This window comes from Maribacter ulvicola, assembly GCF_900155985.1.
Lineage (GTDB): Bacteria > Bacteroidota > Bacteroidia > Flavobacteriales > Flavobacteriaceae > Maribacter > Maribacter ulvicola.
In genome coordinates this window covers 844574-869098 of the sequence record NZ_FTMA01000001.1, presented here as the reverse complement: position 1 = coordinate 869098, position 24525 = coordinate 844574, and the positions used below count along the sequence as shown (strand labels likewise).

Annotated in this window: 20 protein-coding genes; 13 read left to right on the top strand and 7 right to left on the bottom strand. The window is 36.2% G+C overall.

Annotated features, from left to right (window positions below; genetic code table 11):
* The first annotated feature begins 7 nt into the window (after positions 1 to 7).
* Complete coding sequence (locus tag BW936_RS03745) at positions 8 to 508, top strand: GNAT family N-acetyltransferase (protein ID WP_076546972.1); 501 nt, start codon at positions 8 to 10, stop codon at positions 506 to 508.
* A gap of 1 nt (position 509) precedes the next feature.
* Here BW936_RS03745 and BW936_RS03740 read toward each other — a convergent pair whose 3' ends face one another.
* The 3 genes from BW936_RS03740 to BW936_RS03730 all read right to left on the bottom strand — a co-directional run bounded on the left by BW936_RS03740 (position 510) and on the right by BW936_RS03730 (position 4175).
* Positions 510 to 2330 (bottom strand): GNAT family N-acyltransferase, encoded by a 1821-nt coding sequence (locus tag BW936_RS03740; RefSeq protein WP_076546971.1) that lies wholly within the window; start codon positions 2328 to 2330, stop codon positions 510 to 512.
* 81 nt (positions 2331 to 2411) lie between these two features.
* Positions 2412 to 3659, bottom strand: a complete 1248-nt coding sequence (locus BW936_RS03735) for an aspartate kinase (protein WP_076546970.1) — start codon at positions 3657 to 3659, stop codon at positions 2412 to 2414.
* Positions 3660 to 3692: 33 nt separating this feature from the next.
* Complete coding sequence (locus BW936_RS03730; RefSeq protein WP_076546969.1) at positions 3693 to 4175, bottom strand: GNAT family N-acetyltransferase; 483 nt, start codon at positions 4173 to 4175, stop codon at positions 3693 to 3695.
* A gap of 107 nt (positions 4176 to 4282) precedes the next feature.
* On the opposite strand from BW936_RS03730, the gene fbp reads away from it, so the two are divergent.
* Positions 4283 to 5293: a class 1 fructose-bisphosphatase gene (fbp, locus tag BW936_RS03725; RefSeq protein WP_076546968.1), complete on the top strand. Its 1011-nt coding sequence runs from the start codon at positions 4283 to 4285 to the stop codon at positions 5291 to 5293.
* A gap of 48 nt (positions 5294 to 5341) precedes the next feature.
* Here the strand turns inward: fbp and BW936_RS03720 are convergent, their stop codons facing one another.
* On the bottom strand, positions 5342 to 5764 hold the full coding sequence (locus BW936_RS03720; protein ID WP_076546967.1) for a tellurite resistance TerB family protein: 423 nt from the start codon (positions 5762 to 5764) through the stop codon (positions 5342 to 5344).
* A gap of 102 nt (positions 5765 to 5866) precedes the next feature.
* On the opposite strand from BW936_RS03720, the gene BW936_RS03715 reads away from it, so the two are divergent.
* From BW936_RS03715 to BW936_RS03695, 5 genes are all read left to right on the top strand, one after another.
* Positions 5867 to 6892 carry a ligase-associated DNA damage response exonuclease gene (locus BW936_RS03715; protein WP_076546966.1) on the top strand — a complete coding sequence of 342 codons (1026 nt, stop codon included), beginning with the start codon at positions 5867 to 5869 and terminating at the stop codon, positions 6890 to 6892.
* The gene (locus BW936_RS03710) at positions 6889 to 8532 is read left to right on the top strand and encodes an ATP-dependent DNA ligase (RefSeq protein WP_076546965.1); all 1644 of its coding nucleotides are present in this window, start codon (positions 6889 to 6891) and stop codon (positions 8530 to 8532) included. Before BW936_RS03715 ends, BW936_RS03710 begins: the two co-directional genes overlap by 4 nt.
* Positions 8525 to 10993 carry a ligase-associated DNA damage response DEXH box helicase gene (locus BW936_RS03705; protein WP_076546964.1) on the top strand — a complete coding sequence of 823 codons (2469 nt, stop codon included), beginning with the start codon at positions 8525 to 8527 and terminating at the stop codon, positions 10991 to 10993. Before BW936_RS03710 ends, BW936_RS03705 begins: the two co-directional genes overlap by 8 nt.
* An 81-nt stretch (positions 10994 to 11074) precedes the next feature.
* A complete protein-coding gene (gene pdeM, locus BW936_RS03700; protein ID WP_076546963.1) occupies positions 11075 to 11740 on the top strand; it encodes a ligase-associated DNA damage response endonuclease PdeM in 666 nt (221 codons plus the stop codon).
* A 63-nt stretch (positions 11741 to 11803) separates the two neighbouring features.
* Positions 11804 to 12607, top strand: coding sequence for a hypothetical protein (locus BW936_RS03695; protein WP_076546962.1), 804 nt, complete (start codon positions 11804 to 11806; stop codon positions 12605 to 12607).
* On the opposite strand, the gene BW936_RS03690 is transcribed toward BW936_RS03695, so the two are convergent.
* Positions 12604 to 13953 carry a dihydrolipoyl dehydrogenase family protein gene (locus tag BW936_RS03690; protein ID WP_076546961.1) on the bottom strand — a complete coding sequence of 450 codons (1350 nt, stop codon included), beginning with the start codon at positions 13951 to 13953 and terminating at the stop codon, positions 12604 to 12606. The genes BW936_RS03695 and BW936_RS03690 overlap by 4 nt on opposite strands.
* Positions 13954 to 14079: 126 nt before the next feature.
* Here BW936_RS03690 and mfd point away from each other — a divergent pair, with 126 nt between their 5' ends.
* From mfd to BW936_RS03670, 4 genes are all read left to right on the top strand, one after another.
* Positions 14080 to 17448 (top strand): transcription-repair coupling factor, encoded by a 3369-nt coding sequence (gene mfd, locus BW936_RS03685; protein WP_076546960.1) that lies wholly within the window; start codon positions 14080 to 14082, stop codon positions 17446 to 17448.
* Positions 17448 to 17774, top strand: a complete 327-nt coding sequence (locus BW936_RS03680) for a tellurite resistance TerB family protein (protein WP_076546959.1) — start codon at positions 17448 to 17450, stop codon at positions 17772 to 17774. The genes mfd and BW936_RS03680 overlap by 1 nt, the downstream gene beginning before the upstream one ends.
* 140 nt (positions 17775 to 17914) lie before the next feature.
* Positions 17915 to 18244, top strand: coding sequence for a hypothetical protein (locus tag BW936_RS03675; protein WP_076546958.1), 330 nt, complete (start codon positions 17915 to 17917; stop codon positions 18242 to 18244).
* A 425-nt stretch (positions 18245 to 18669) separates the two neighbouring features.
* Complete coding sequence (locus tag BW936_RS03670) at positions 18670 to 19989, top strand: TlpA family protein disulfide reductase (protein WP_076546957.1); 1320 nt, start codon at positions 18670 to 18672, stop codon at positions 19987 to 19989.
* Here BW936_RS03670 and BW936_RS03665 read toward each other — a convergent pair.
* Together BW936_RS03665 and BW936_RS03660 are read right to left on the bottom strand one after the other, a co-directional pair.
* Positions 19986 to 20645 carry an aspartate kinase gene (locus tag BW936_RS03665; RefSeq protein ID WP_076546956.1) on the bottom strand — a complete coding sequence of 220 codons (660 nt, stop codon included), beginning with the start codon at positions 20643 to 20645 and terminating at the stop codon, positions 19986 to 19988. The genes BW936_RS03670 and BW936_RS03665 overlap by 4 nt on opposite strands.
* A gap of 86 nt (positions 20646 to 20731) precedes the next feature.
* Entirely contained in the window at positions 20732 to 21091 is a 360-nt protein-coding gene (locus BW936_RS03660; RefSeq protein ID WP_076546955.1) for a YraN family protein, read from the bottom strand.
* A 185-nt stretch (positions 21092 to 21276) separates the two neighbouring features.
* On the opposite strand from BW936_RS03660, the gene BW936_RS03655 reads away from it, so the two are divergent.
* Positions 21277 to 22770 carry a DUF1800 domain-containing protein gene (locus BW936_RS03655; RefSeq protein ID WP_076547947.1) on the top strand — a complete coding sequence of 498 codons (1494 nt, stop codon included), beginning with the start codon at positions 21277 to 21279 and terminating at the stop codon, positions 22768 to 22770.
* A gap of 11 nt (positions 22771 to 22781) precedes the next feature.
* The gene (locus tag BW936_RS03650; RefSeq protein WP_076546954.1) at positions 22782 to 24485 is read left to right on the top strand and encodes a DUF1501 domain-containing protein; all 1704 of its coding nucleotides are present in this window, start codon (positions 22782 to 22784) and stop codon (positions 24483 to 24485) included.
* The last annotated feature ends 40 nt before the right edge of the window (positions 24486 to 24525 follow it).

The window sequence follows — 24525 nt, the reverse complement described above, 5'->3', positions numbered from 1 at the left end:
ATTCCATATGAATGATGTAACCACTAGAACAATGCTGCCGACGGACTGGAGTTCTGTTGCCAATATATATCAAGAAGGGATCGATACCGGTATAGCTACTTTTGAAACCAATGTACCCACCTTTGAAACGTGGGACATAGCACATATGAGCACCTGCCGTTTTATAGCTGAAAGCAATCAACAAATATTAGGTTGGGTTGCCCTCTCCCCCGTTTCCAACAGATGCGTTTATGGCGGTGTAGCAGAAATAAGTATCTATGTTTCTAAAAATAGCAGAGGAAAAGGTTTAGGTAAGCTATTATTGGAGCATGTAATATCCGCTAGTGAACAAGAAGGTATTTGGACCCTACAATCTGGTGTATTCCCTACAAACTACGGCAGCATTAAAGTTCACGAAGCTACAGGATTTAGAAAAATCGGCAAACGCGAGCGCGTTGGTAAATTACACGGCAAATGGGTAGATAACGTACTTTTTGAAAAACGTAGTAGCGTTGTTGGTATAGACTAAATTACACTTCTACTTCAGGGTTTTGAGACTCCAATAACTTACGTTCCAATTCTGCCTGAAATTCCTCCATAACGGGTTTTACCGTGCTTTCTGGTAAGTCCGCAATTTTGATATACATTAATCCATCTACCGAGTTATTGAATAACGGATCCACGTTAAAAGCGACTACTTTTGCATTTTGTTTTATATACTTTTTGATCAATACCGGTAAACGAAGATTACCAGGCTCTACCTCATCGATCAAGCGATCAAACTTATTTAAATCGGCTTGCGTTTCATCAAAAACAAACTCCTTATCTGCATCCTTTAATTTTACCTTGAATTCTTTCTTAGGTCTAATATATTGTGCCACATACGGATCCCAATAATTAGACTTCATAAACTCGATCATCAATGATTTAGAGAAGTTAGAAAACTGATTACTGATACTTACGCCGCCGATCAAATACTTATGCTCCGGAAAACGTAATGTGGTATGTACAATCCCTTTCCAAAGTAAAAATAAGGGCATAGGTTTTTGTTGGTATTCTTTGGTGATGTAGGCACGTCCCATTTCTATGGAGTGTTGCATCATATCATACAATTCTGGCTCTACCCTAAACAAGTCTTGTACATAAAACCCGTCAATACCATGTTGAGGATAGATCTCTGACCCCATACCCATTCGGTATGCTCCTACAATACATTTCACTTCATTGTCCCAAAGAAAAAGATGATGGTAATAACTATCAAAACTATCTAAATCAATAGCTTTGTTGGTTCCCTCTCCTATCGCTCTAAACGTTACTTCACGCTGTCTACCAATTTCTTGTAATATAAAAGGCATGTCTCTTTCCTTCGCTAAAAAAACCTCATAATTTTTACTTTGGAGTAAACGGCAATCTTTTTCCCTAAGTTTTTCTATTTCACCCTCCATCACCTCTTTACGAATAGCATCAGCAATTTTTTTAGGCTGCTTTGGTAGTTTAAGCGAAGTTGGCAGTTGATCTATTAAACGCTCTTTCTCATATGCATTGGAAAGCATATAAGTTTTACGGCGCAATAACTCTGTATATTCTTCGATACTTTCGTGTTCTTTTTGCGTGTTTACAGAGATGGGCTGTCCTATTCTTACCTTAATAGGTCTCTTTTTTTGAGAAAATACTTGTGAAGGTATCATTGCGGTTCTTAATGAATCTCCTAATTTTGAGATCCTATAAAACAATGAACTATTTTTTGCGTGAAAATAAATAGGTACTACCGGAACATTGGCTTTTCTTATCAATTTTATTGCAGCCTCTTCCCAAGGTTTATCAACAATCAGCTTGCCATCTTTATAAGTTGAAACTTCACCGGCAGGAAAAACCCCCAATACATGACCATTTTTTAAATGCTCCAAGGTTTTCTTGAATCCCACTAAATTACTTCGTACATCTTTGTGTTCGCTAAACGGATTTACAGGAAGAATATAAGGATCTAAAGGCACCATCCTCTGTAACAGAAAGTTAGCCATAATCTTATAGTCTGGACGTTGCTTTAACATCAGTTTAAACAATAAGATACCATCAATAGCACCTAGTGGATGATTACTAATGGTTACATACGCCCCATCTTTAGGTAGCCGTCTAAAGTCTTCCTCAGGAATTTCATAATCAATCTCAAAATGATCTAGGATTGCATTTATGTAATCCTCACCTTCTAAATCTGCAATAGTATCATAAAACCGATTGATGCTAGATAATCTGGTTATTTTCAATAACACCCAACCAATAAAGGCACCAAACACTCCGTACTTGGAGAGGTTGATCGCCTCGGCAATTTCCTTCGCGGTAACTAAACCCATAAATCATCTTCGATTAGACTGTAAATATAGGAAAATAGCCTTTGTAGCTACCTATTAAAAATTACTGAAATAAAGATAGAATTATTTCACTACTAACTGAACTGTTTCTGTACCTCGCTGTTCTAACAACAACTCATGCCCGTTTTGCAAAGATTCCAGTGCCTTATTATTAAAATGTCTAATGGTATACAAAGAAACATTTTCATGGTGCGCCACCTTAAATTTACTTTTTAACTGTTGTAAAAGAGCCTCTAGACCCCCAAATTTATTATCGATACACACAGAAAAACTAATGGCAGAATTCTGAATGAGATCTACTTTTATTTTATGCTGATGAAATAACTTAAATAATTCACTAATACTATCTTCTACAATAAAAGAGAAATCTAGTGAAGATAATTTCATCAACACCTGATTTTTCTTGACGATAAAACAAGGTACCTTTGGCTCAATACCAACACCCTTACCTACCGTAGTACCTTTACCTGTAGGGTTTATAAAAGATTTTACATGCAGTGGTATTTCCTTGCGCTGTAGTGGTTGTAATGTTTTTGGGTGTATTACGGAGGCACCATAAAACGCCAATTCAATGGCTTCTCTATAAGAGATATTATTCAGTAACTCAGTTTCTTCAAAATACCTTGGATCGGCGTTTAAAACACCCGGTACATCTTTCCAGATAGTTACGGAATCCGCATTTAGGCAATAAGCTAAAATAGCAGCAGAATAATCAGAACCTTCACGACCCAAGGTAGTCGTAAAATTGTTATCATCACTTCCTAAAAAGCCCTGTGTAATGTTCAACACCTTTTGATCTATGGTTGTCACGTTCTTTTGAGTCCGTTCCCAGTCAACCGTTGTATCTCTATAACTACTATCCGTTTTTATAAAATTTCTAACGTCTAACCAATTATTGGTGATACCTATTTCTTTAAAATATGCACTAATTATTGTGGTAGAAAGTAACTCACCATACCCTACTATTTGATCATAGACAAAGTTATAATTGGGCGATTTATTCCATACTAAAAAACCGTTTATTTCATCGACCAATATTTTTATATCGTTATATATGCCATGCTGTGTATTGGGAAACAATTCTGAAACTATGCCCAAATGGTAATCTACCATCTCGGCAATCTTAGACGGAATTGCTGTTTTATTTTCAAAATAGGCATTAATGATATCCTCCATGGCATTGGTGGTTTTCCCCATTGCCGAAACTACTAATAGTGTATTTTCGTACCCTACTTCTTTTAAGACCTTAACTACATTTTTAACCGCATTTGCATCTTTTACAGATGCTCCTCCAAATTTAAAAACCCTCATATGCTATATCTATCTAAATTTTTAGTTCTTATTTTAAGCTAAAGCGCTTAAATACTCTTTTATACCGGCTTCGTCTAAATGAACTACATCCCAATCTCTCTTGACCTTAGCTCCTTTACTTTCATAAAAACCAATAGCAGGTTCGTTCCAATCAATTACTTCCCAGCTAATTCTTTTTACTCCTAAGGTAGCACCATATTTAACCACCTCATTCAACAGTGCCGTACCCAAACCGGTACCACGCACGTCTTTTGTTACTATTAAATCTTCTAAGTGAATGACCGGTCCTTTCCACGTAGAATATCTTGGGTACACCAATGCCATACCAACAATTAAATTATCTTTTTCCGCAACAAAACAGTGAAACAACTTCTGTTTACCAAACCCGTCCTCTTCCAAATTTTGCACACTTACCTCTACGGCATCTTCTTCCTTTTCAAAAGTGGCTAATTCTTGAATTAATTGAAGCACTTGCTTCATGTCTTCTCTTTGGGCAACTCTAATGGTATATTTCATAATTGTTACAAATAAAACACAAAGTTATAAATTTACAAAGCGTAATTTAAATGAAAATGAAACGTTTAACAAAATACACGATATTTGTATAAACCATAAACTAAAAAATGTCTTCAAAAAGAAATCAGACCTTAGGGGAATTTATTATTGAAAATCAAGATTCATTTCAATACTCTTCAGGCGAACTATCAAAACTAATTAATGCAATAAGGTTAGCCGCAAAAGTGGTTAACCATGAAGTTAGCAAAGCAGGGTTAATCGATATTTTAGGCGGCGTTGGCGAAACCAATGTACAAGGAGAGGACCAACAGAAATTAGATTTATTTGCTAATGACAAATTCATTCAAACCTTAAAAAACAGAGAGATTGTTTGCGGTATTGCTTCTGAAGAAGAAGACAGTTTTATCAGCATAAATAGTAATGATGAGAATCATCAAAATAAATATGTAGTTCTAATTGATCCCTTAGACGGCTCTTCTAACATTGATGTAAATGTTTCTGTAGGTACAATTTTTTCCATATACAGACGTGTTACCCCAATTGGAACACCAGTAACCATGGAAGATTTTTTACAACCCGGCAACAAACAAGTTGCTGCAGGCTATGTGGTCTACGGTACATCTACCATGTTGGTATATACTACAGGAGATGGTGTAAACGGTTTTACATTAAACCCCGCCTTAGGAACCTTTTATTTATCACATCCTAACATGATGTTTCCAGAAAATGGTAGAATCTACTCTGTAAACGAAGGAAACTATGTACATTTTCACCAAGGCGTAAAAGATTATATCAAATATTGCCAAATGGAAGAAGGTGACAGACCATATACTTCAAGATATATAGGCTCTTTAGTTTCTGATTTTCATAGAAATATGATCAAAGGTGGTATCTATATGTACCCAAAAAGTAGCGTTACCGAAAGTGGTAAATTAAGGTTGCTATATGAGTGTAACCCTATGGCTTTCTTAGCCGAACAGGCAAACGGTTTGGCAATTGGCGGTAAAAACAGAATTATGGATATTGAACCAACAGAACTACATCAACGGGTTCCGTTCTTCTGTGGAAGTAGAAATATGGTAGAAAAACTACAAGAATTCTTAGATAAATATCATTGAAAAAAGGGAGCCATTGGCTCCCCTTTTTATTTCAAAAAATCCAGATTCTTATTTATTAAGAAGGTATAGATAATCTTCAAAATCGAATTTTCCGCTAAAAATTGCTACAGAGCGCTCAATTATTTTATCAGCTTTCTCACCTGTAAATCCTAAACCTATAGCATACTTTTTAAGTAAAATTCTCTCTTCATCATCAATTTCATGGTCAGAATATACAATTCTGAACAAATCGAACAAACGTTCCAATCGCTTTTCAGAATCTGAAGTAGAATCAATTGGGTATTTATTTTCTTTGTTAAAAACTTCTTCATACTCAGATTTTGTAATATCTAGTTTCGTAGCAAAACGATCTAACATATTTTTCTCTTCAGTACTAATTTCACCGTCTATAGACGCTAAAGTTGCTAAAGCGGCAAAATGAGCCAAATTTCTTCTGTGCTCGCCACTTGTATATAAATCTGCAAAAGACATATCCTATTTTTTAATTATTGAGCAAATATAATTTTTTTAGAGGTCATAGTTTAGTTTGGCAACAACTTTGTTTGCATCCAAAATTTGTAACTTGAAAAAGCTATGAAAACCCCATTATTACAATTTACGAGCAATGGTATCTATTGCAAAAAGGCTCAAGTATACCTTGACCCATGGAAACCGGTTGATCACGCTATAATATCTCATGGTCATGCAGACCATAGTAGATATGGTCATAAAAAGTACATTACCCATCATAGAAATGTTCCAATTATTCTGCACAGATTAGGAGAAATCAATGTAACCGGAAAGGAATGGGGAGAAACCTTCATCATCAATAATGTTACATTTAGTCTTCACCCTGCTGGTCATATTATTGGTTCTTCGCAGATAAGAGTTGAACATAAAGGTGAAGTTTGGGTATTTACAGGGGATTATAAAACTGAAAACGATGGCATTTCTACTCCGTATGAACCCATAAAATGCGACACCTTTATTACCGAATGTACATTTGGACTACCAGCATTTAAATGGACACCACAAGCAGAAGTATTGGAAAACATTAATAATTGGTGGGCAGAAAATAAAGCTGAGGGTAAAACCTCTATTCTATTTGGCTATAGTTTAGGGAAAGCACAGCGTTTATTAAAATACTTGAATACAGATATTGGAGAAATCTACACCCACGGCGCCATTGAAAACATGACCGAAGTGTTACGACCATTAGTAGATTTCCCAAAAACTACATTGATTACCAAAGAAACAAAGAAAGAACAATTATTAGGAAATATAGTATTGGCTCCACCAAGTGCTCATGGTAGTACTTGGATTCGTAAAATGGTACCGTATGTGACAGCTTCAGCCAGCGGATGGATGACTTTTAGAGGCGCCCGAAGAAGACGCGCTATTGACAAAGGTTTTGTGTTAAGTGACCATTGCGATTGGACAGGGCTACTACAAAGTATTGAAGCTACAGGTGCAGAAAAAGTTATTTGCACCCATGGATATGCGGACATCTTCTCAAAATATCTAAGAGAACAAGGCTATGATGCCCGTACCGAAGCTACACAATATGGCGAAGAGGAAACAGAAACTGCATTGGCATCAAAATCGACTGCAGCCGTATGAAAAATTTTGCTCTACTCATAAAGACATTAGATAGTACCAATAAAACAACGGTTAAGGTACAAGCATTGACCGACTACTTTTTAAAAGCAAATGATGAAGATAAAGTCTGGACCATTGCCGTTTTATCGCATCGTAGACCTCCAAGACCGGTAAACACAACACTTTTAAGAACTTGGGCTTCAGAATCGGCGAATATTCCACTTTGGTTATTTGAAGAAAGCTATCATATTGTAGGTGATTTGGCAGAAACGATTGCCTTGGTCATTCCTGCAGCCGACCAATCATCGGATAAAAGCCTAACGACATTTCTACAAGAAATGATTGCTTTGAAAAAGAAGACTGACGAGGACAAAAAAGCATACCTCTACAAAAATTGGGAAATGCTCAACTACTATGAACGTTTTGTATTCACCAAATTAATTACCGGCGGATTCAGAATTGGTGTTAGTCAAAAACTAATGACCCGTGCTTTGGCAAAAGCAACCGAAATAGATGAAGATATATTAGCCTACAAACTAATGGGTAATTGGGACCCCAACACTATTTCATTTCAGCAATTGGTACTTGAAGAAAATGAAAGTGATTACTTATCTAAACCCTATCCGTTTTATTTAGCGTACGCTATTGAAGGTGAAGCAGCAGATTTAGGTGATATCAATGATTGGTTTGCAGAACATAAGTGGGACGGAATTCGGTCTCAAGTGATTCTTAGAAATGATGATCTTTTTGTGTGGAGCCGTGGAGAAGAACTGGTTACGGATAAGTATCCTGAATTTGAAAAATTTGTAGGCATCATACCCAACGGTACGGTTATAGATGGTGAAATTCTACCTTTCCCAAATGAAACGATCGGCACTTTCAATGACTTGCAGACACGTATAGGTCGCAAAAATGTAACCCCAGCACTTTTAAAGAAAGTCCCCGTTATTTTAAAAGCCTATGATATTTTAGAATGGGAAGGAGAAGATATTCGAAAATCACCTTTTATTGAGCGCAGGGAGATTTTAGAAAAACTATTTAAAGATGTGGCTGAGGATAGCCGTAGTGAGGCCACTGAGCGTAGCCGAAATGATATTCCCCTTCACCAATCAGAAACCATGCACTTTAATTCTTGGGATGAACTGGCACAAGAAAGAGACCGTGCTCGCGAAATGCATAGCGAGGGATTGATGCTTAAAAGAAAAGATTCTCCTTATTTAGTAGGACGAAAAAAAGGCGATTGGTGGAAATGGAAAGTAGACCCGTTAACTATAGATGCCGTACTTACTTATGCTATGCGAGGACATGGAAGGCGCAGTAATCTTTTTACGGATTATACCTTTGCGCTTTGGAAAGATAACGAGGAAGGAGAAAAAGAACTGGTAACGTTCGCTAAGGCTTATTCCGGATTAACAGATGCCGAATTCAGAAAGCTTGATGCCTGGATAAAGAAAAACACGCTAGAAAGATTCGGACCTGTTCGCAGTGTTACACCACATCACGTATTTGAAATAGCCTTTGAAGGTATTGCGTTATCAAAGCGTCATAAAAGCGGAATCGCTACTCGTTTTCCAAGAATGCTACGATGGCGAAAAGATAAGAACATTCATGAAGCGAATACGCTTGAGGATTTGAAGGGATTAATTCCGAGCCATGAATAGGGAGAAATTATACGATATCGCCGAAAATTGGTTTCAAGAACAAGATTGGAAACCGTTTAAATTCCAAAAAGATACTTGGAAAGCTTTTCTGCAGGGTAAAAACGGACTTCTAAATGCACCAACGGGCAGTGGAAAAACCTATGCTTTGTGGTTTCCTATTGTGTTGAATTATATTAAAAACAATCCCGATTATAAAACCAAACACAAAAAGGGACTAAAAGCTATTTGGATTACTCCCTTACGTGCATTATCACAAGAAATAAAACAATCCGCAGAACGCATTACTTTAGATTTAGGCACACAGATGACCGTTGGTATTCGATCTGGGGATACCACCACGAAAGAACGCGCAAAGCAAAAAAAGCAAATGCCCGATTTGTTGATTACCACTCCCGAAAGCTTGCAACTACTACTCGCCACTAAAGGCTATGAGAAAATATTTAAAGATTGTTCTGCCATTGTAGTTGATGAATGGCACGAGATATTGGGCACCAAACGTGGTGTTCAAATGGAACTTGCTTTATCTCGCTTAAAAAATGTATCGCCACAATTACGCATTTGGGGAATTTCTGCAACCATAGGTAATTTAGAGCAAGCTAGAGATGTATTATTAGGTATTGAATCGCAAGCCCTTGAAAATTCCGTTCTTATAAAAGCGAATATCAATAAGAAGATTACCGTAAAAAGTATCATTCCTAAAAAGATGGAGACCTTTCCTTGGCGTGGTCATTTGGGACTACATTTATTGGAAGACGTTATTCCCATCATTAATAATAGCAAAACCACATTACTATTCACCAATACCAGAAGTCAGTGCGAAATCTGGTTTCAGAAAATTTTGGAAAAGCATCCAGAATACGCAGGTGAAATGGCAATGCACCATGGTAGTATAAATAAAGAAACACGAGTTTGGGTAGAAAATGCCATTCGTAATGAGCAATTGAAAGCGGTTGTTTGCACTTCTAGTTTAGACTTGGGCGTAGATTTTGCTCCCGTAGAAACGGTCATACAAATTGGCGGACCAAAAGGGGTTGCCCGATTTCTTCAACGTGCCGGGCGTAGCGGTCACAGACCTGGAAAAGAAAGTGTTATTTATTTTCTGCCCACCCATGCCATTGAACTTATTGAGGCCTCAGCATTGCAAAAAGCGGTAAAACAAAACACAGTTGAAGACCGTATGCCCTACCTCAACAGTTATGATGTACTCTTGCAGTATTTAACCACTTTGGCAATTTCAGACGGATTCTACCCTAAAGAAATCTATCCAGAAATAAAACAGACATTTTGCTACCAAGCGCTAACCGAAAAACAATGGCAATGGCTTTTGAACTTTCTGGTGATGGGAAGCCAAAGTCTACAGAGTTACGACGAGTACAAAAAAGTGGAAATCGAAGAAGATGGTAAGTTTAAAGTGAACAACAGAGGCATAGCAATGCGTCACCGCTTTCAAATTGGCACCATAGTTGGCGATGTCAATTTAGCCGTCAAGTATCAAAAAGGCGGTTATATCGGTTCTATTGAAGAGTTCTTCATTTCCAAACTGAATAGAGGTGATGTCTTTACGTTTGCTGGTAGAAATTTAGAATTTATTCGGATAAAGGAAATGACCGTTCAGGTCAGGAACTCCAACAAAAAAACAAACAAAATTTCTAGTTGGATGGGCAGTAGACTTACACTATCCGCCCAAATGTCAGAATTATTACGAAATGAACTGTACAGTTCGGGCGAACCGCTAAAAAATCAATCTGCAGAAATTAGAGCGTTGGTTCCTCTTTTTGAACGACAACGAAGAGACAGCATTGTTCCAAGACCATCGGAATTTTTAATTGAAACCTTTAAGACCCGAGATGGTTACCATCATCTTTTTTACCCATTTGAAGGTCGTTTTGTACATGAAGCTATGGGCAGTTTATTGGGCTATCGCATTAGTTTACTTTCCCCTATCACTTTTTCGCTGGCATTCAATGACTACGGATTTGAACTACTATCTGACCAACCCATAGATATTCAACAAGTATTGGATAATGATTTATTTACGACCGATTTTATGTTGGATGATTTGCAGAAAAGCTTAAATGCAACCGAAATGGCGCGTCGCAGATTTAGGGATGTTGCCATTATCAGCGGCATGGTATTTACCGGATACCCGAAAAAAGGCATAAAAATGAAGCACTTACAAAGCAGTTCTCAGTTGCTTTTTGATGTTTTTAGAGATTATGAGCCCGGGAATTTATTGTTTCAACAAGCCTTTACCGAAACCTTTGAACACCAACTGGAAGAAGGGCGTTTGCGATTGTCCTTAGAAAGAATTGTTAGCCAAGACATCGTATGGAAAACGTGTGCAAAACCTACTCCGTTTTCATTTCCATTAATTACCGACCGCATGAACAGAGAAAAATTATCAAGTGAAAAACTGGCAGACCGTATTAAAAAAATGGCGGCATTATTGATGAAGAAATAAAATCCCCCTAGCCCCCAAAAGGGGTATATATAGAAATAGATATTACTTTTCGCAAAACAAATTTCTTGTAATTTTGCAACAATGACCCATTCCATTACTCTTCATAATCAAACTTTTGAAATGCACTTTTCTGGTGCACTCTTTTGGATGGAGAAATCAATGCTATTGATCAGTGATGTGCATTTGGGCAAGGTTTCGCATTTTAGAAAATATGGTGCTGCAGTACCGCAACAAGCCGTTATGCAAAATTTTGATGCATTAACTGAAGTTGTAGACCTTTTTAAGCCAAAAACCATTGTCTTTTTAGGTGATTTGTTCCATTCTTCCTTAAATATAGAATGGGCATTATTTGAACAATGGGTACAAACCACCACCCAAAAAATCATTTTGATAAGTGGTAATCATGATATTATTTCTCCGTTGAAATATGAAGCTTTAAACATTAAGGTTATTCCGGAGTTGGTATTGGATACTTTTCTATTAACCCATCATCCAGAAGAACGAGATAATCTATTCAATTTTTCAGGACACATACACCCAGCTATTAAGTTAAGTGGTTTGGGTAGGCAATCGGTTCGGTTACCTTGTTTTTATAAAACCGACCACCAGATGATAGTTCCTGCATTTGGGGAATTTACCGGCACCTATACATTAGAACCTTGTGATGGTTGTGAAGTATATGCGCTTTTAGGAGATGTAGTACTACCTGTGCCCATTAAAGAGGTAAAAAAGAAACGCAATTACTGAAAATAGTTCGTTTAATGTGCTAAAGAGCATAACTTTATAAGATAACCGTAATAATTTTACATTATGAAAAAGAAGCTATCCGTTCTCAATTTGGTATCCGTTATTTTGGTCATTCTCGTAAATTATATTTCACAAGTATTTAAACTTAACAATACTACCATTGGGGAGATGAGCGCCAAGTACGCTAATTTGTTTACTCCTGCAGGTTATGCTTTTGCCATTTGGGGTGTTATATTTTTGAGTCTACTGGCATATGGTATTTTTCAAGTAAAAAGAGCTTTTTTCAGTGATAAACCAAGTGATTTTATTGAACAAACAGGCTACTGGTTTGTCTTAGCGAATATTTTAAACTGTTGTTGGGTAATTGCATTTATGTACAATTACACAGGACTTTCAGTTATAATAATGTTAGGTATTTTGGTTTCGCTCATCAAAATTATTCTGAACACAAATATGGAACGTTGGGATGCTCCCATAACCGTCATTGCCTTTGTTTGGTGGCCCATCTGTTTTTATAGCGGATGGATATCTGTAGCCACCATTGCCAACATATCAGCATATTTAAGCAAATTAGATTGGAACGGGGGCATTTTATCTGAACAGGCTTGGACAATAAATATGATTGTAGCAGCTACTGTTATCAACCTTCTCATGATTTGGAAAAGAAATATGCGAGAATTTGCCTTGGTTGGCGTATGGGCATTATTCGCTATTTTCATAAGACACAACGGCTCAAATATGTACATTGCCTATTCAGCAATGGCAGGTACCGTCATTCTTTTTATAGCCGCAGCTGTTCACGGTATTAAAAATCATGAAACTAGTCCGTACAAAAAACTTCAAGAACGTCTAAAAGACAACTCTTAAACCATACTTTTTACATCGTTTACCCATGAAGGGTATGAGAAAATAGTAGATTTAATATCAGCATCTGTCATTCCGTTATTGATTGCCATGGTAAAGATATTTATCGTCTCACCTGCATCTGGCCCTAAAATATGCGCCCCTACAATTTCTCCAGTCCTAGCATTCATTATCACTTTATATGCGTACAATGGCGAATTAATGCGTTTTGCATTAAACCAACCTGTAGCAACTTGATAATTAACTCTAATGTTTTTATACCTCGCTCTTGCTTCTTCTTCAGAGTAACCTACAGTTGCTAAATTAGGCAACGTAAATACCACTGACGGAATCACTGGCACCTCCAATTCCCTCTTGTTACCATTTAAAATATTCTCAGCCACTACATACCCCTGTCTACCAGATAGCGGAGTCAGCGGTAAATTTTTATCGGATACATCTCCGCAGGCGTATATATTAGGGTTACTTCTACTTTGTAGAAAGCTATTGGTTTCAACTCCTTTGTCGCTAAAATCCACATTACCTTTTTCAAGATCCAAACCAGCTAATGCAGGTACACGACCAGCAGTATTAAACATAGCGCTTCCTTCAATGCTTTTTTCCTCTCCGTTAACCTCATAAGTTAAAGTGAGCTTTTTTCGTTTCTTTTTAAGCTTTGTAGGTTGAGCATTAAAAATAAATTTGATACCTAGGCTTTCAGAGTATTTTCTAAGTTCTTTTACCAAATCGGGGTCAAAAGCATGTAAAGGTCTGCTTCCTGTATCAACAATAGTAACTTGAGCTCCGGCTCTTGCAGCCATGTGGGCAAATTCCATCCCAATGTAACCACCACCCACAAATACAATGTGTTCAGGAAGTTTCTTTAAATTCAAGAAATCATCACTATTCTTGAAATGTTTGGCTCCTGGTATTGTCATGGTCCTTGGTATCTGCCCAGTTGCAATAACAATTTTATGAGCAGTAATTGTTTTACCCTCTACCGACAATGTGTTTTCATCAATAAAACGTGGCGATTGATGATACAACTTAATACCCATTTCTTTCAACGTACGCTCAGTTGACGCAGGTATGTTAGTGGTAAAGTTTCGCTTATATTTTTGTAATTGCTTCCAGTTAACTTTAGCAGGTTTGCTTATGCCTTTTCCCTTCAAGTTTTGACTTAGCTCATATGTTTCCATGGCACCCAATAATATTTTTTTGGGATCACAACCTCTGTTGGCACATGTACCACCAAACTCACGATTATCTGCAATACCTACTTTCATGCCCTTATCTACACATGCTTTCGCTACTGTTTGTCCAGCGATACCACTTCCTATTACAAAAACATCAAACGCATTCTCTTCCATAATTCAACTCTTTATTTGCTATACCACAATTTCCAACTTTTTAAGGGTAATATGTAACCCATATATGATAATAATGAGTGGTATCCATTTCTTAGGTATCCTTATATTTGCACAAATTATAAACTGTTGAGTCATTCTTCTATCCAACAACGGTATAATCAGTCTCCTCAAATAGGGAAACTGCAACATACTATTGCCGATTCTGAAAATTCGGGAACAAAAAACATTCCATTAAAAGGTCTTGTAGGTTCATCATTGTCTTTCGTACTTTCTAGCCTCTTTCAATCAGAAGACCGTCCATTCTTGGCAATTTTCAATGACAAGGAAGAAGCTGCCTATTACTTAAATGACCTTGAACGTCTAATTGGTGATGATCACGTGCTGTTCTACCCCGGTAGTTACAGAAGACCTTATCAAATAGAAGAAACGGATAATGCCAATGTACTTTTACGTGCAGAAGTGTTGAACAGAATAAATTCTAGGAAGAAACCTGCTATTATAGTTACGTATCCAGACGCATTATTTGAAAAGGTAGTAACCAGAAAAGAATTGGATAAGAACACCCTAAAAATGAAATTAGGGGATACACTTTCGTTAGATTTTTTAAACGAAATCTTATTTGAATATAAATTTAAGCGAGTAGATTTTATCACCGAGCCTGGTGAATTCTCAGTTCGTGGCGGTATTGTAGATGTGTATTCATTTTCACACGACGAGCCTTATAGAATAGAATTTTTTGGAGATGAAATAGATAGTATTAGAACTTTTGATGTAGAAACTCAGCTATCGAAAGAAAAGGTAAAGTCCATTACCATTGTGCCAAACATGGCAGATAAGTTTTTAATTGAGAAACGACAGAGTTTCTTGACCTATATAGCCTCTAAAACACTGGTATTTACTAAAAATACCGATATATTATATGACCGTCTAGACGACTTTTTCGACAAAGCGAAAGAAGCTTTTACAAAATTATCTACGGACATAAATCACGCCGAACCTGAAGAACTGTTCATGGGAGGAAATGAGTTTAAACAGCAATTATCTAAATTCACTGTTTTAAGTCAAGATGCAGATCGTGATGCTTCAAACTTGGTAGAGTTTCATTCTAAACCTCAGCCCTCTTTCAATAAAAAATTCGATTTATTAATAGAGAATTTAAACAGCTATAAAGATCAAGGCTATACCAATTATATATTTTGTGCCAGTGAGCAGCAAGCCAAACGTTTTCATGATATTTTTGAAGAAGTTAACCAACAAGTTCACTATCAAATAATAGTTTCACCTTTATTTCAAGGATTCATTGATGACGACCAAAAATTGGTTTGCTATTCTGATCATCAAATTTTTGAACGCTACCATAAATTCTATCTTAAGAACGGTTACGCCAAAAAGCAGGCAATTACCTTAAAGGAGCTGAACAAATTAGAAATTGGAGATTACGTAACCCATATTGATCACGGCATTGGCAAGTTTGGCGGTTTGCAAAAAATAGATGTAGAAGGCAAAAAGCAAGAAGCTATAAAATTGATGTATGGCGAGCGTGATATTCTTTATGTCAGCATACACTCATTACACAAAATATCTAAGTTTAACGGTAAGGATGGGGCACCGCCAAAAATCTACAAACTGGGATCTGGAGCTTGGAAAAAAATTAAGGACAAGACAAAATCTCGCGTCAAGAAAATTGCCTTTAACCTTATCAAAATATATGCAAAACGTAGACTAGAAAAAGGTTTTCAATATAACCCGGATAGTTATTTACAAAATGAGTTGGAGGCTTCCTTTATATACGAGGATACTCCCGATCAAAGTACTGCTACCGAAGATGTTAAAAGGGACATGGAGAGCGAACGACCTATGGATCGTTTAATCTGTGGCGATGTAGGTTTCGGTAAAACAGAAGTTGCCATACGTGCAGCATTTAAAGCAGTGGATAACGGTAAACAGGTAGCCATTTTGGTACCTACCACCATTTTGGCTTTTCAGCATCATCGTACCTTTACAGAGCGTTTAAAGGATATGCCGGTAACAGTAGATTACCTGAACAGGTTTAGAACAGCGAAAGAGAAAAAAGAAACGATTCAAAGATTAGGTGAGGGTAAAGTTGATATCATTATTGGTACACATCAGCTGGTGAATAAAAATGTTCAATTTAAAGATTTAGGACTTTTAATTGTTGATGAAGAACAAAAATTTGGAGTAGCCGTAAAAGATAAATTAAAGTCCATTAAAGAAAATGTAGATGTTCTTACATTAACAGCCACACCAATACCAAGAACACTTCAATTTAGCTTGATGGCTGCGCGTGATCTTTCTACAATTACTACCGCACCACCAAACAGATACCCTATTGAAAGCCAGGTAATACGCTTTAACGAAGAAGTGATCAGAGATGCCGTGAGTTATGAAATTGAGCGTGGCGGACAGGTTTTCTTCATCCACAACCGAATTGAAAATATCAAAGAAGTTGCCGGAATGATCCAGCGTTTGGTACCCGATGCTAAAGTAGGAGTTGGTCACGGACAAATGGATGGAAAAAAACTAGAAGCTTTAATGCTAGGTTTTATGAATAGCGAGTTTGATGTTTTAGTATCTACTACAATAATAGAGAGTGGTTTAGACGTAACCAATGCAAACACTATATTTATTAATAACGCAAATAACTTTGGCCTTAGCGATCTTCACCAAATGCGTGGTCGTGTAGGCCGTGGCAACAAAAAAGCATTTTGTTATTTCATTACTCCGCCATATGAATCAATGACTAATGATGCCCGCAAACGAATAGAAGCTTTAGCTCAATTTACAGAATTAGGCAGCGGTTTCAATATTGCCATGAAAGATTTAGAGATTCGTGGCGCAGGAGATCTTTTAGGTGGAGAACAAAGCGGATTCATAAACGAGATAGGTTTTGAAACCTATCAGAAAATATTAGCTGAAGCCATTGACGAGTTAAAAGAGAATGAATTCAAGGATCTTTACGAAGAAGTTGAAGGCAAACATGAGAAGATTTTTGTAAAAGAAACACAGATAGATTCTGACTTTGAATTACTTTTCCCTGATGATTACATCAATAATATTACTGAAAGACTAACGTTATATACAGAACTGAACCAAGTAAAAGACGAAGCAGCGCTTCAAAAATTTGAGGCACAACTAGTAGATCGTTTTGGCGAATTACCAGATGAAGCTCAAGATTTACTCAACTCTGTTCGTATAAAATGGATTGCAAATAGCATTGGTCTAGAGAGAATAGTAATGAAGCAAGGTAAAATGATCGGGTATTTTCTAAGCGATCAACAATCGGCATTTTATCAAACGGCAACATTTACAAGAGTTTTGCAATACGTGCAATCCCATGCACAGTTATGTAAAATAAAAGAAAAAAAGACCCGCAACGGCTTAAGATTATTGCTAGTATTTGAAAACATACGATCGGTTGACAGGGCGTATTTAGCATTAAAGCCGTTTGAAATTAAAGATAAAGCAACTGCATAATGGAGTTTGATATACCAGAAAAATTAGCGATAGTCCATCTTATTGACTCTGTTATTATTGCAGACGGGAAGATCCACGAAGGTGAAGTAAATGCCTTGAGTAAACTGATGCCCATTATTGATTTTGACAGTAATTTTTTGATTCAGTCACGAACTATTGACATGGCTCAAAGTATACATATTTTAAAAGATATGTCTGAAGCTAAAAAAAATAGGGTTGCAAAAATATTAGAAGACATTGCTATCTCTGATGGTTATATTCATGAAAAAGAAAATGAAGTCATACATCATGTCTTCAAAGAGATAGGGCTATCTAAAAAAGCCTAGTTTCACTCAATTTTTATAGAGCAAATAGGACATCCTTAAAGAATGTGAATACGAAAAACTAACAACCTTACGAAACTCATGCCCAATCGGTATTAAAAAGTCTAGCTGTTTTCATATCTTTCAACCCCAAAATATACAGAATGGAGTTTGAAGAGTTTGTAAAAGCCGCCTTTGTTAAAATGATTTATGAGGTTATAGAAGCTGATGGTAAAATACACCCTGGTGAACTAAAAACGTTGAACAAACTAAAAACCATTATTGGTTTTGATGAAGCATTTTTAGAACGAGCAAAATTGTTAGATTATGATAATGCATTAATAACACTTTACAATTTACCACATAATCAAAAAAAAGCTTTAGCTGAAATTCTTGATGAAGTTGCCATGGCAGATGGTGACATCCATAAAAAAGAAATGGATTTGATCATTGAAACATTTATTAGTATTGGCCTTGGTGAAGAAACCGAATAAGGATCAATTATGTTCTACTAGTAAACAATAAAATTAATGCTGCGTAAATGTAATTTTTTACCCAACTAATAGATTGGTTTAAGTTCTAAAAGCCTCTTTGAAGATCGATCAAGAAACTTGAAGTAAAAATAACTTTTAAGGTCTATAGCCAAAAATTGCGAATTACAAATCCCTTAAACAAAGCGGCTATTTCTGCTAGCTTTTTTTATAATACGGAACTTCTAAAAAAAGTAGAAGTTGTTCATCAAAAGAATTTTCATAAGCTTTTCAAAATTAGGGCTCACAATTGCTTTCCTAATAGTACTTTTATTGATAATATAGTATTCTTTATTGCGCTAGTATTTCATGTCGTTTTTTAAAAAAATAACATCATTTCTTTCTTTGTATTGCCTACTATACACATTGGTCCGATAATAGTTTTTTTTATGAAAGTTCTCATTAGTTTTTGCTTATTTATTATTTCTCTAAGCACGCAAGCGCAAGGTTCAATCTCCGGTAATTTTTCCCCTGCTAAAGACTTCAAGTGGGTCATAGCTTATGAATTAACTCCAAATGGAGAGCGTTACAGTACAGATGCAGCTGTAAAGGATGGCTTTTTTAATTTAAAAATGCCCACAACAGCGCAACCAGGAATATATCGTTTAGTATATGCCGTGCCTCAAGATGAGTTTTATATCGATGTAATTTATAACAAAAAAGAAACGGTAAAATTCAATTTTGATCTACAACATGGATTGACCATTATCAACTCATTAGAAAACAAATGGTACAACGAATATTTTTCTAAAATTACTGTTGCACAAGATAGGTTGTTGGAATATTATGAGTCAGGAAATGAATCCCAGAAAAAATATAACGCAATTATTAGCGATTTAAATTCGCTGCAAACTACGTTCGAAGAAAATAATGCAAACACTATAGCGCATAAGTTCATTAAAGCAAACCGTAGTTATATTCCAAAGGAATTTGAAAACCTAGAAACTTTTCTAAAAAATAAAAAACAGCATCATTTTGATCATTTAAACATCAACGACCCAATATTACAAGGCTCAAATTTTTTGACCGATAAATTCGGCAGTTATGTTTTCTCTGCCTTGCCAATAGATATCACTACTAAGGAGCAATTGACAACAGAAGTAAACAAGAATGTAAAAACAGCCGCAGAACTTCTCAAGACAACACCCTCTGGGTTTCAAATAAAAGCATTTTATCAATTATGGAAGATTGCCGAAGCCAATGGTATGGCGGAAGTACAAGATTATATTTTTAAAAATTATTTAAAAAAAATAGCCATAGCCGATAGTAATCAAAAACTTGTGGAAGAAATTGAAATAGCCTCACGTTTAAGAATAGGTGCGGTATCTCCGGATATTACTTGGGGAACCAAGGACAAAAAGCACTCTCTTTTAACTATGGAGAAAGCTGAGCACTACTTGCTCATTTTTTGGAGCAGTACTTGTTCTCACTGTTTAAAAGAACTTCCTCAACTTCATAAAGAGATAAATGATATTAAAGACCTAAAAGTAATCGCAGTCGGTTTAGAAGATGACGATACTAATTGGAAAAAAGTTTCGGCAACATTACCTGGGTTTAACCACGCTATTGCCCTAGGCAAATGGGAAAGTGAATATGCACATATTTTTGGAATACAAAGTACACCTACCTATTTTATTCTAGACCATGAAAAACGATTTATAGCTAAACCGGATTCTGATAAAGAAGTTGTTGAAATTCTAGAAAATTAAAGCGATTTTAAATCTTTAATCGTTTTAAATGCCATATCTACCTGTTCATCATTTACAAGAATAGTGAACTCATTGGTTGTAGAAATTACTTCATATAGAACAATACCTTCCCAAGCCAATCTTTGAAAAATAAAGTAATAGATACCTGGTACCGAAACATTCTCTGCAGGTAATTTTACAGTAATAGAAGAAAGTTCTTCTGCTTTCTGAGTACACTTCTCATCTACAAATAACCTCTCAACGGTTTTATCCATCACATTGCTAATTACAATGTTGATTTCATTAACACCACGACTAGAAGTATAGAAAACATCTTGATTGTTATTGATTTCTTCAAGTAACTTTGCTTGGTGTACCAATATTTTATCCGAAGCCAAAAAAGTATAATCGGTCAATGAAGATCGTACGGTAATCTCTCCTATATTCTTTAAAACTTTAAGAATCTTGTGTGTAGCCCTAAATTCTAAATCGTCAGACAAACGCTTTAGTGCCATTACTATTGCCCCATTACGGATATCCTTACCTAATTCATGCTCAATTTCAGGTTTTACTATTCTAGATAATGATGTAAGGTTAATAATACCTTGTGCTAGAGCACTTTGTAGAAATGGTTTTTTCTTAATATACTCTTCAACGACTGATGATATTGTTTTCATTTGATTAATTGGTTGATGTGCAAATATAACAACTTGTTACAAATAAAACAAAATGTTTTTTACTAAATCTATTTTGCCAGTCATTTTTAAAAATGATAAAAAGCAGATTCCAAATGATCCAACTTAAATTTATTCCTATTCTTAAGTATGGTGATAATATCAAACCGCACTTCAACATCAAGATTATGATACGTAACATAGTGGTCAGCTGCCATAACTAATAGTTTAATTTTTTTAGGAGTGACCGTCTCTGCTATATTCTCAATAAAATCTGAACTTCTAGAACGCACTTCTACAATAGCTAAAACATTGCCCTTAATTGCTATAATATCAATTTCAGCTTTAAGGTATCTATAGTTCTTACACTTAATAACATACCCTTCTTTTTGTAAATAATCTACAGCTATCTGCTCTCCTTCTTTTCCAAATTCATTGTGTTTCCCCATGACAGTGTATACAAATTGTGTAATTCATCGAAAATTTAGCAATTTCAACGGCTTTTTATCAGTAAATCTCGTTATTTGAAATCAGATTATCGAAAATAGATAGTTTTAAATACTATACCAAATTTCATAACGTTTAGCTTAGAAGCCCCAACTCTACGAACGTAATACAAATGCCTATTTTAGATATGGAATATTTCATTAACTGTAATACTTCTACTCTTGCTCCATACACAGCTAATTTAGATCAGCTTAGGGCTGCTCATTTATACAGACGATTAGGATTTAGCGCCTCTTTGGCAACTTTAAATCAAGCAACTGGCCAATCTGCTTCCGCTGTGGTTGACAGTCTAATAGATGAAGCATTGAGTATGCCAGAAATAGCTCCTCCTATTTGGGCAAATTGGAACAATGACAACTATCCAGAAGATAATGATGCAAGCAACCAATTAAAAAGAGAACAGAAATCTGAATTTCAATTGGCGTATGCCAATAGTTTATTAGACAATAATCTACGTGATCGATTAAGCTTTTTCTGGAGCAATCATTTCGTTACAGAGCTAGACGTTTATAACTGCAACCCATACTTATATCAATACATAAACTGTCTACAACGTAACTCCATCGGTAATTTTAAAACCTTTACCAGTGAGATCGGGCTTACAAATGCCATGCTATATTATTTGGATGGTGTGTATAATAATGGTAATAATCCAAATGAAAATTACGCCCGTGAATTGTATGAACTATTCACCTTGGGTGAAGGCAACGGATACACTGAAGAAGATATTATAGAAACTGCCAAGGCTTTAAGTGGTTATGTAGAACGTGGGGAAGTGGGCTGCTCTGCCGTAACTTTTGATGCTACAAAACATGATGCGGGACCTAAAACAATACTTGGTCAAACAGGTAATTGGAGTTATGACGATGTCATTAACATATTATTTGAACAAAGAGCACCGGAAATTGCAGAATTCATATGCCGCAAATTATACGAATTTTTCGTGCACCCAGATTCTAAGGATGTGGCAAACAATGCACAGACCATTATAGATGGGCTTGCAGCAACATTCGTATCTAGTAATTTTGAATTGGCGCCTGTATTAAGACTTTTATTTAAAAGTCAACATTTTTTTGATGATGAAGCTATAGGGGTGATCATAAAAAGTCCCGTAGATTTTTATTTTAATACATTGAACGAATCTAACTTTAGCTATACGGATACCAATGTAGCAGAAATGGTCAATTATAGTGCTTTGTTAAGTCAAGAAATATTTGAACCTTTTGATGTTGCCGGTTGGCAACGAGACCGTTCGTGGATCAATACCAATTTTATGATCGGGCGCTGGCTTACTATTGAGAGCATTTTAGAAAACTTCTACATGGCCAATAATGAGCAGTTTAGAAGTTTTGGACTAGAAATTTCGAGCAATGTGGGTTTAACAAGCCCAAACCCAGACCAAGTTGCTAGGCTAATTATAGATTTTATTCTTCCAAAAGGACTTCTAAATGAAGAAGAATATGCCAAAGCATTTGCCATATTCAGAAGTGATGTAGAAGATGTTTACTACGAAGGTGGCAATCAAGAATCATGGACATTGGCTACTTGGCCACAGGGCCCGTTTCAAGTATATCTACTTTTTCAATATTTGGCAAGACAACCTGAGTTTCAATTAAAATAACACTTACCATTATGTGCAATACACACCACTCCCCATTTAAAGGCTTACAACATGAAGGTCATGATGAAGAACATAAAACATGGAGTAGACGTTCCTTTTTACAAGCAATGGGCATCGCTGGGTCTGGCTCAATGATGTTAGGTTCAAATATGCTTTCAGCTTCTGCACCATCGCCATTATCGGCGGCTATTTCAGGCGCGGAAACGGATAACATACTTATACTTATTCGCCTATCTGGCGGCAATGATGGCTTAAGTACCGTTATACCTATTGAACAATATGATAGTTATGCCAAGGCAAGGCCAAACATCTATATACCAGAAAGTAAGGTCTTAAAATTAACAGATGAATATGGCGTACCCTCTTACATGAACGCTTTGGCACCCATGTGGGAAGAAGGTCAATTTAAGGCGGTACATGGCGTAGGTTACGAAGGTCAGAGTTTATCTCACTTTACAGGTTCAGATATTTTTGCCAATACAGATATAGAAACTACAGGTTTTAGAGGTTTAAATACCGGATGGATGGGAAGACATTTTGAAAATATCTATCCAGATTATTTAGTAAATCCACCAGCGGCACCAGCGGCCATTCAAATAGGACAATTTGGTAGTTTGGTTTTTCAAGGTGATGAGACCAACTATGCATTTGTAACCTCAAATGTAGATCAGTTAGAGGAAATAGCAGAATCTGGTGTCGTATATGGTTTAGATGATACCTTATTTAATGACTGTATGTATGGTGATCAACTTAAATTTTTAAGAGGAGTTGCCAATACTACTTATGAATATTCAGGTGTGATTCATGATGCATACACACGTGGGCAAAATCAAGTTGAATATCAAGACAATAGTTTTGCCCGTCAACTAGCGTTAATAGCCAGGTTGATCAAAGGTAATTTAGACACTAAAGTATATATGATTTCTATGGGTGGTTTTGACACACATGGTAATCAACCACAAGTCCATGCTGAACTAATGACGAAGTTATCTGTAGCGGTAAACAATTTCTATGATGATGTTGCCTTTACGCAACAAGATGACAAAGTTCTGAGCATGACGTTTTCTGAATTTGGCAGACGTATTTTCGAGAATGGCTCTAACGGTACAGACCACGGTAAAGCGACACCTACCCTATTCTTTGGATCAGGTTTAAATGGTAGTGCTTTTGTGGGTGATCACCCTACTCTAGATGATCCAGATGGCAGAGGTAATTTAGAATACACGATGGATTTTAGAGATCTTTACGCCACCGTTTTAGCAGAATGGCTATGTGTAGATGTTCCATTGGTTGAAGCACATTTATTGAACTATAAGCCTTATGTACCGGTAGACCTAGGTTTTAGCTGTAGTGGTGAAGTCTTCCCTGATATTGCATATAGCGATGGAGAAGTTACACCGCCAGTATACCCAGATGAAGATGCGGAAACTCCGTTTAATCCAGATTTATTGAATGCCGTTGTACACAAACCATTTTACCCAACGGACAGTACACCACATATCTATTTAGAGATGCCATTTTCTGCACATGTAGATATTCAACTTTATAACATTTTAGGTCAGAAAGTAGGCACCGTTTTTAATGAAATGATGTTTGAAGGTTCTACCGAAATAAATATACGAGAGCGCATGCCCGAACAGCTATCAACAGGGAAGTACATTTATCGTATCAATGTACAAAACCAAAAGATGAGTAAATCAGTGATGGTAGCTTAATTTGTTTCCTAAAGGTAAAAAGCCCTATTCAATTTATTGA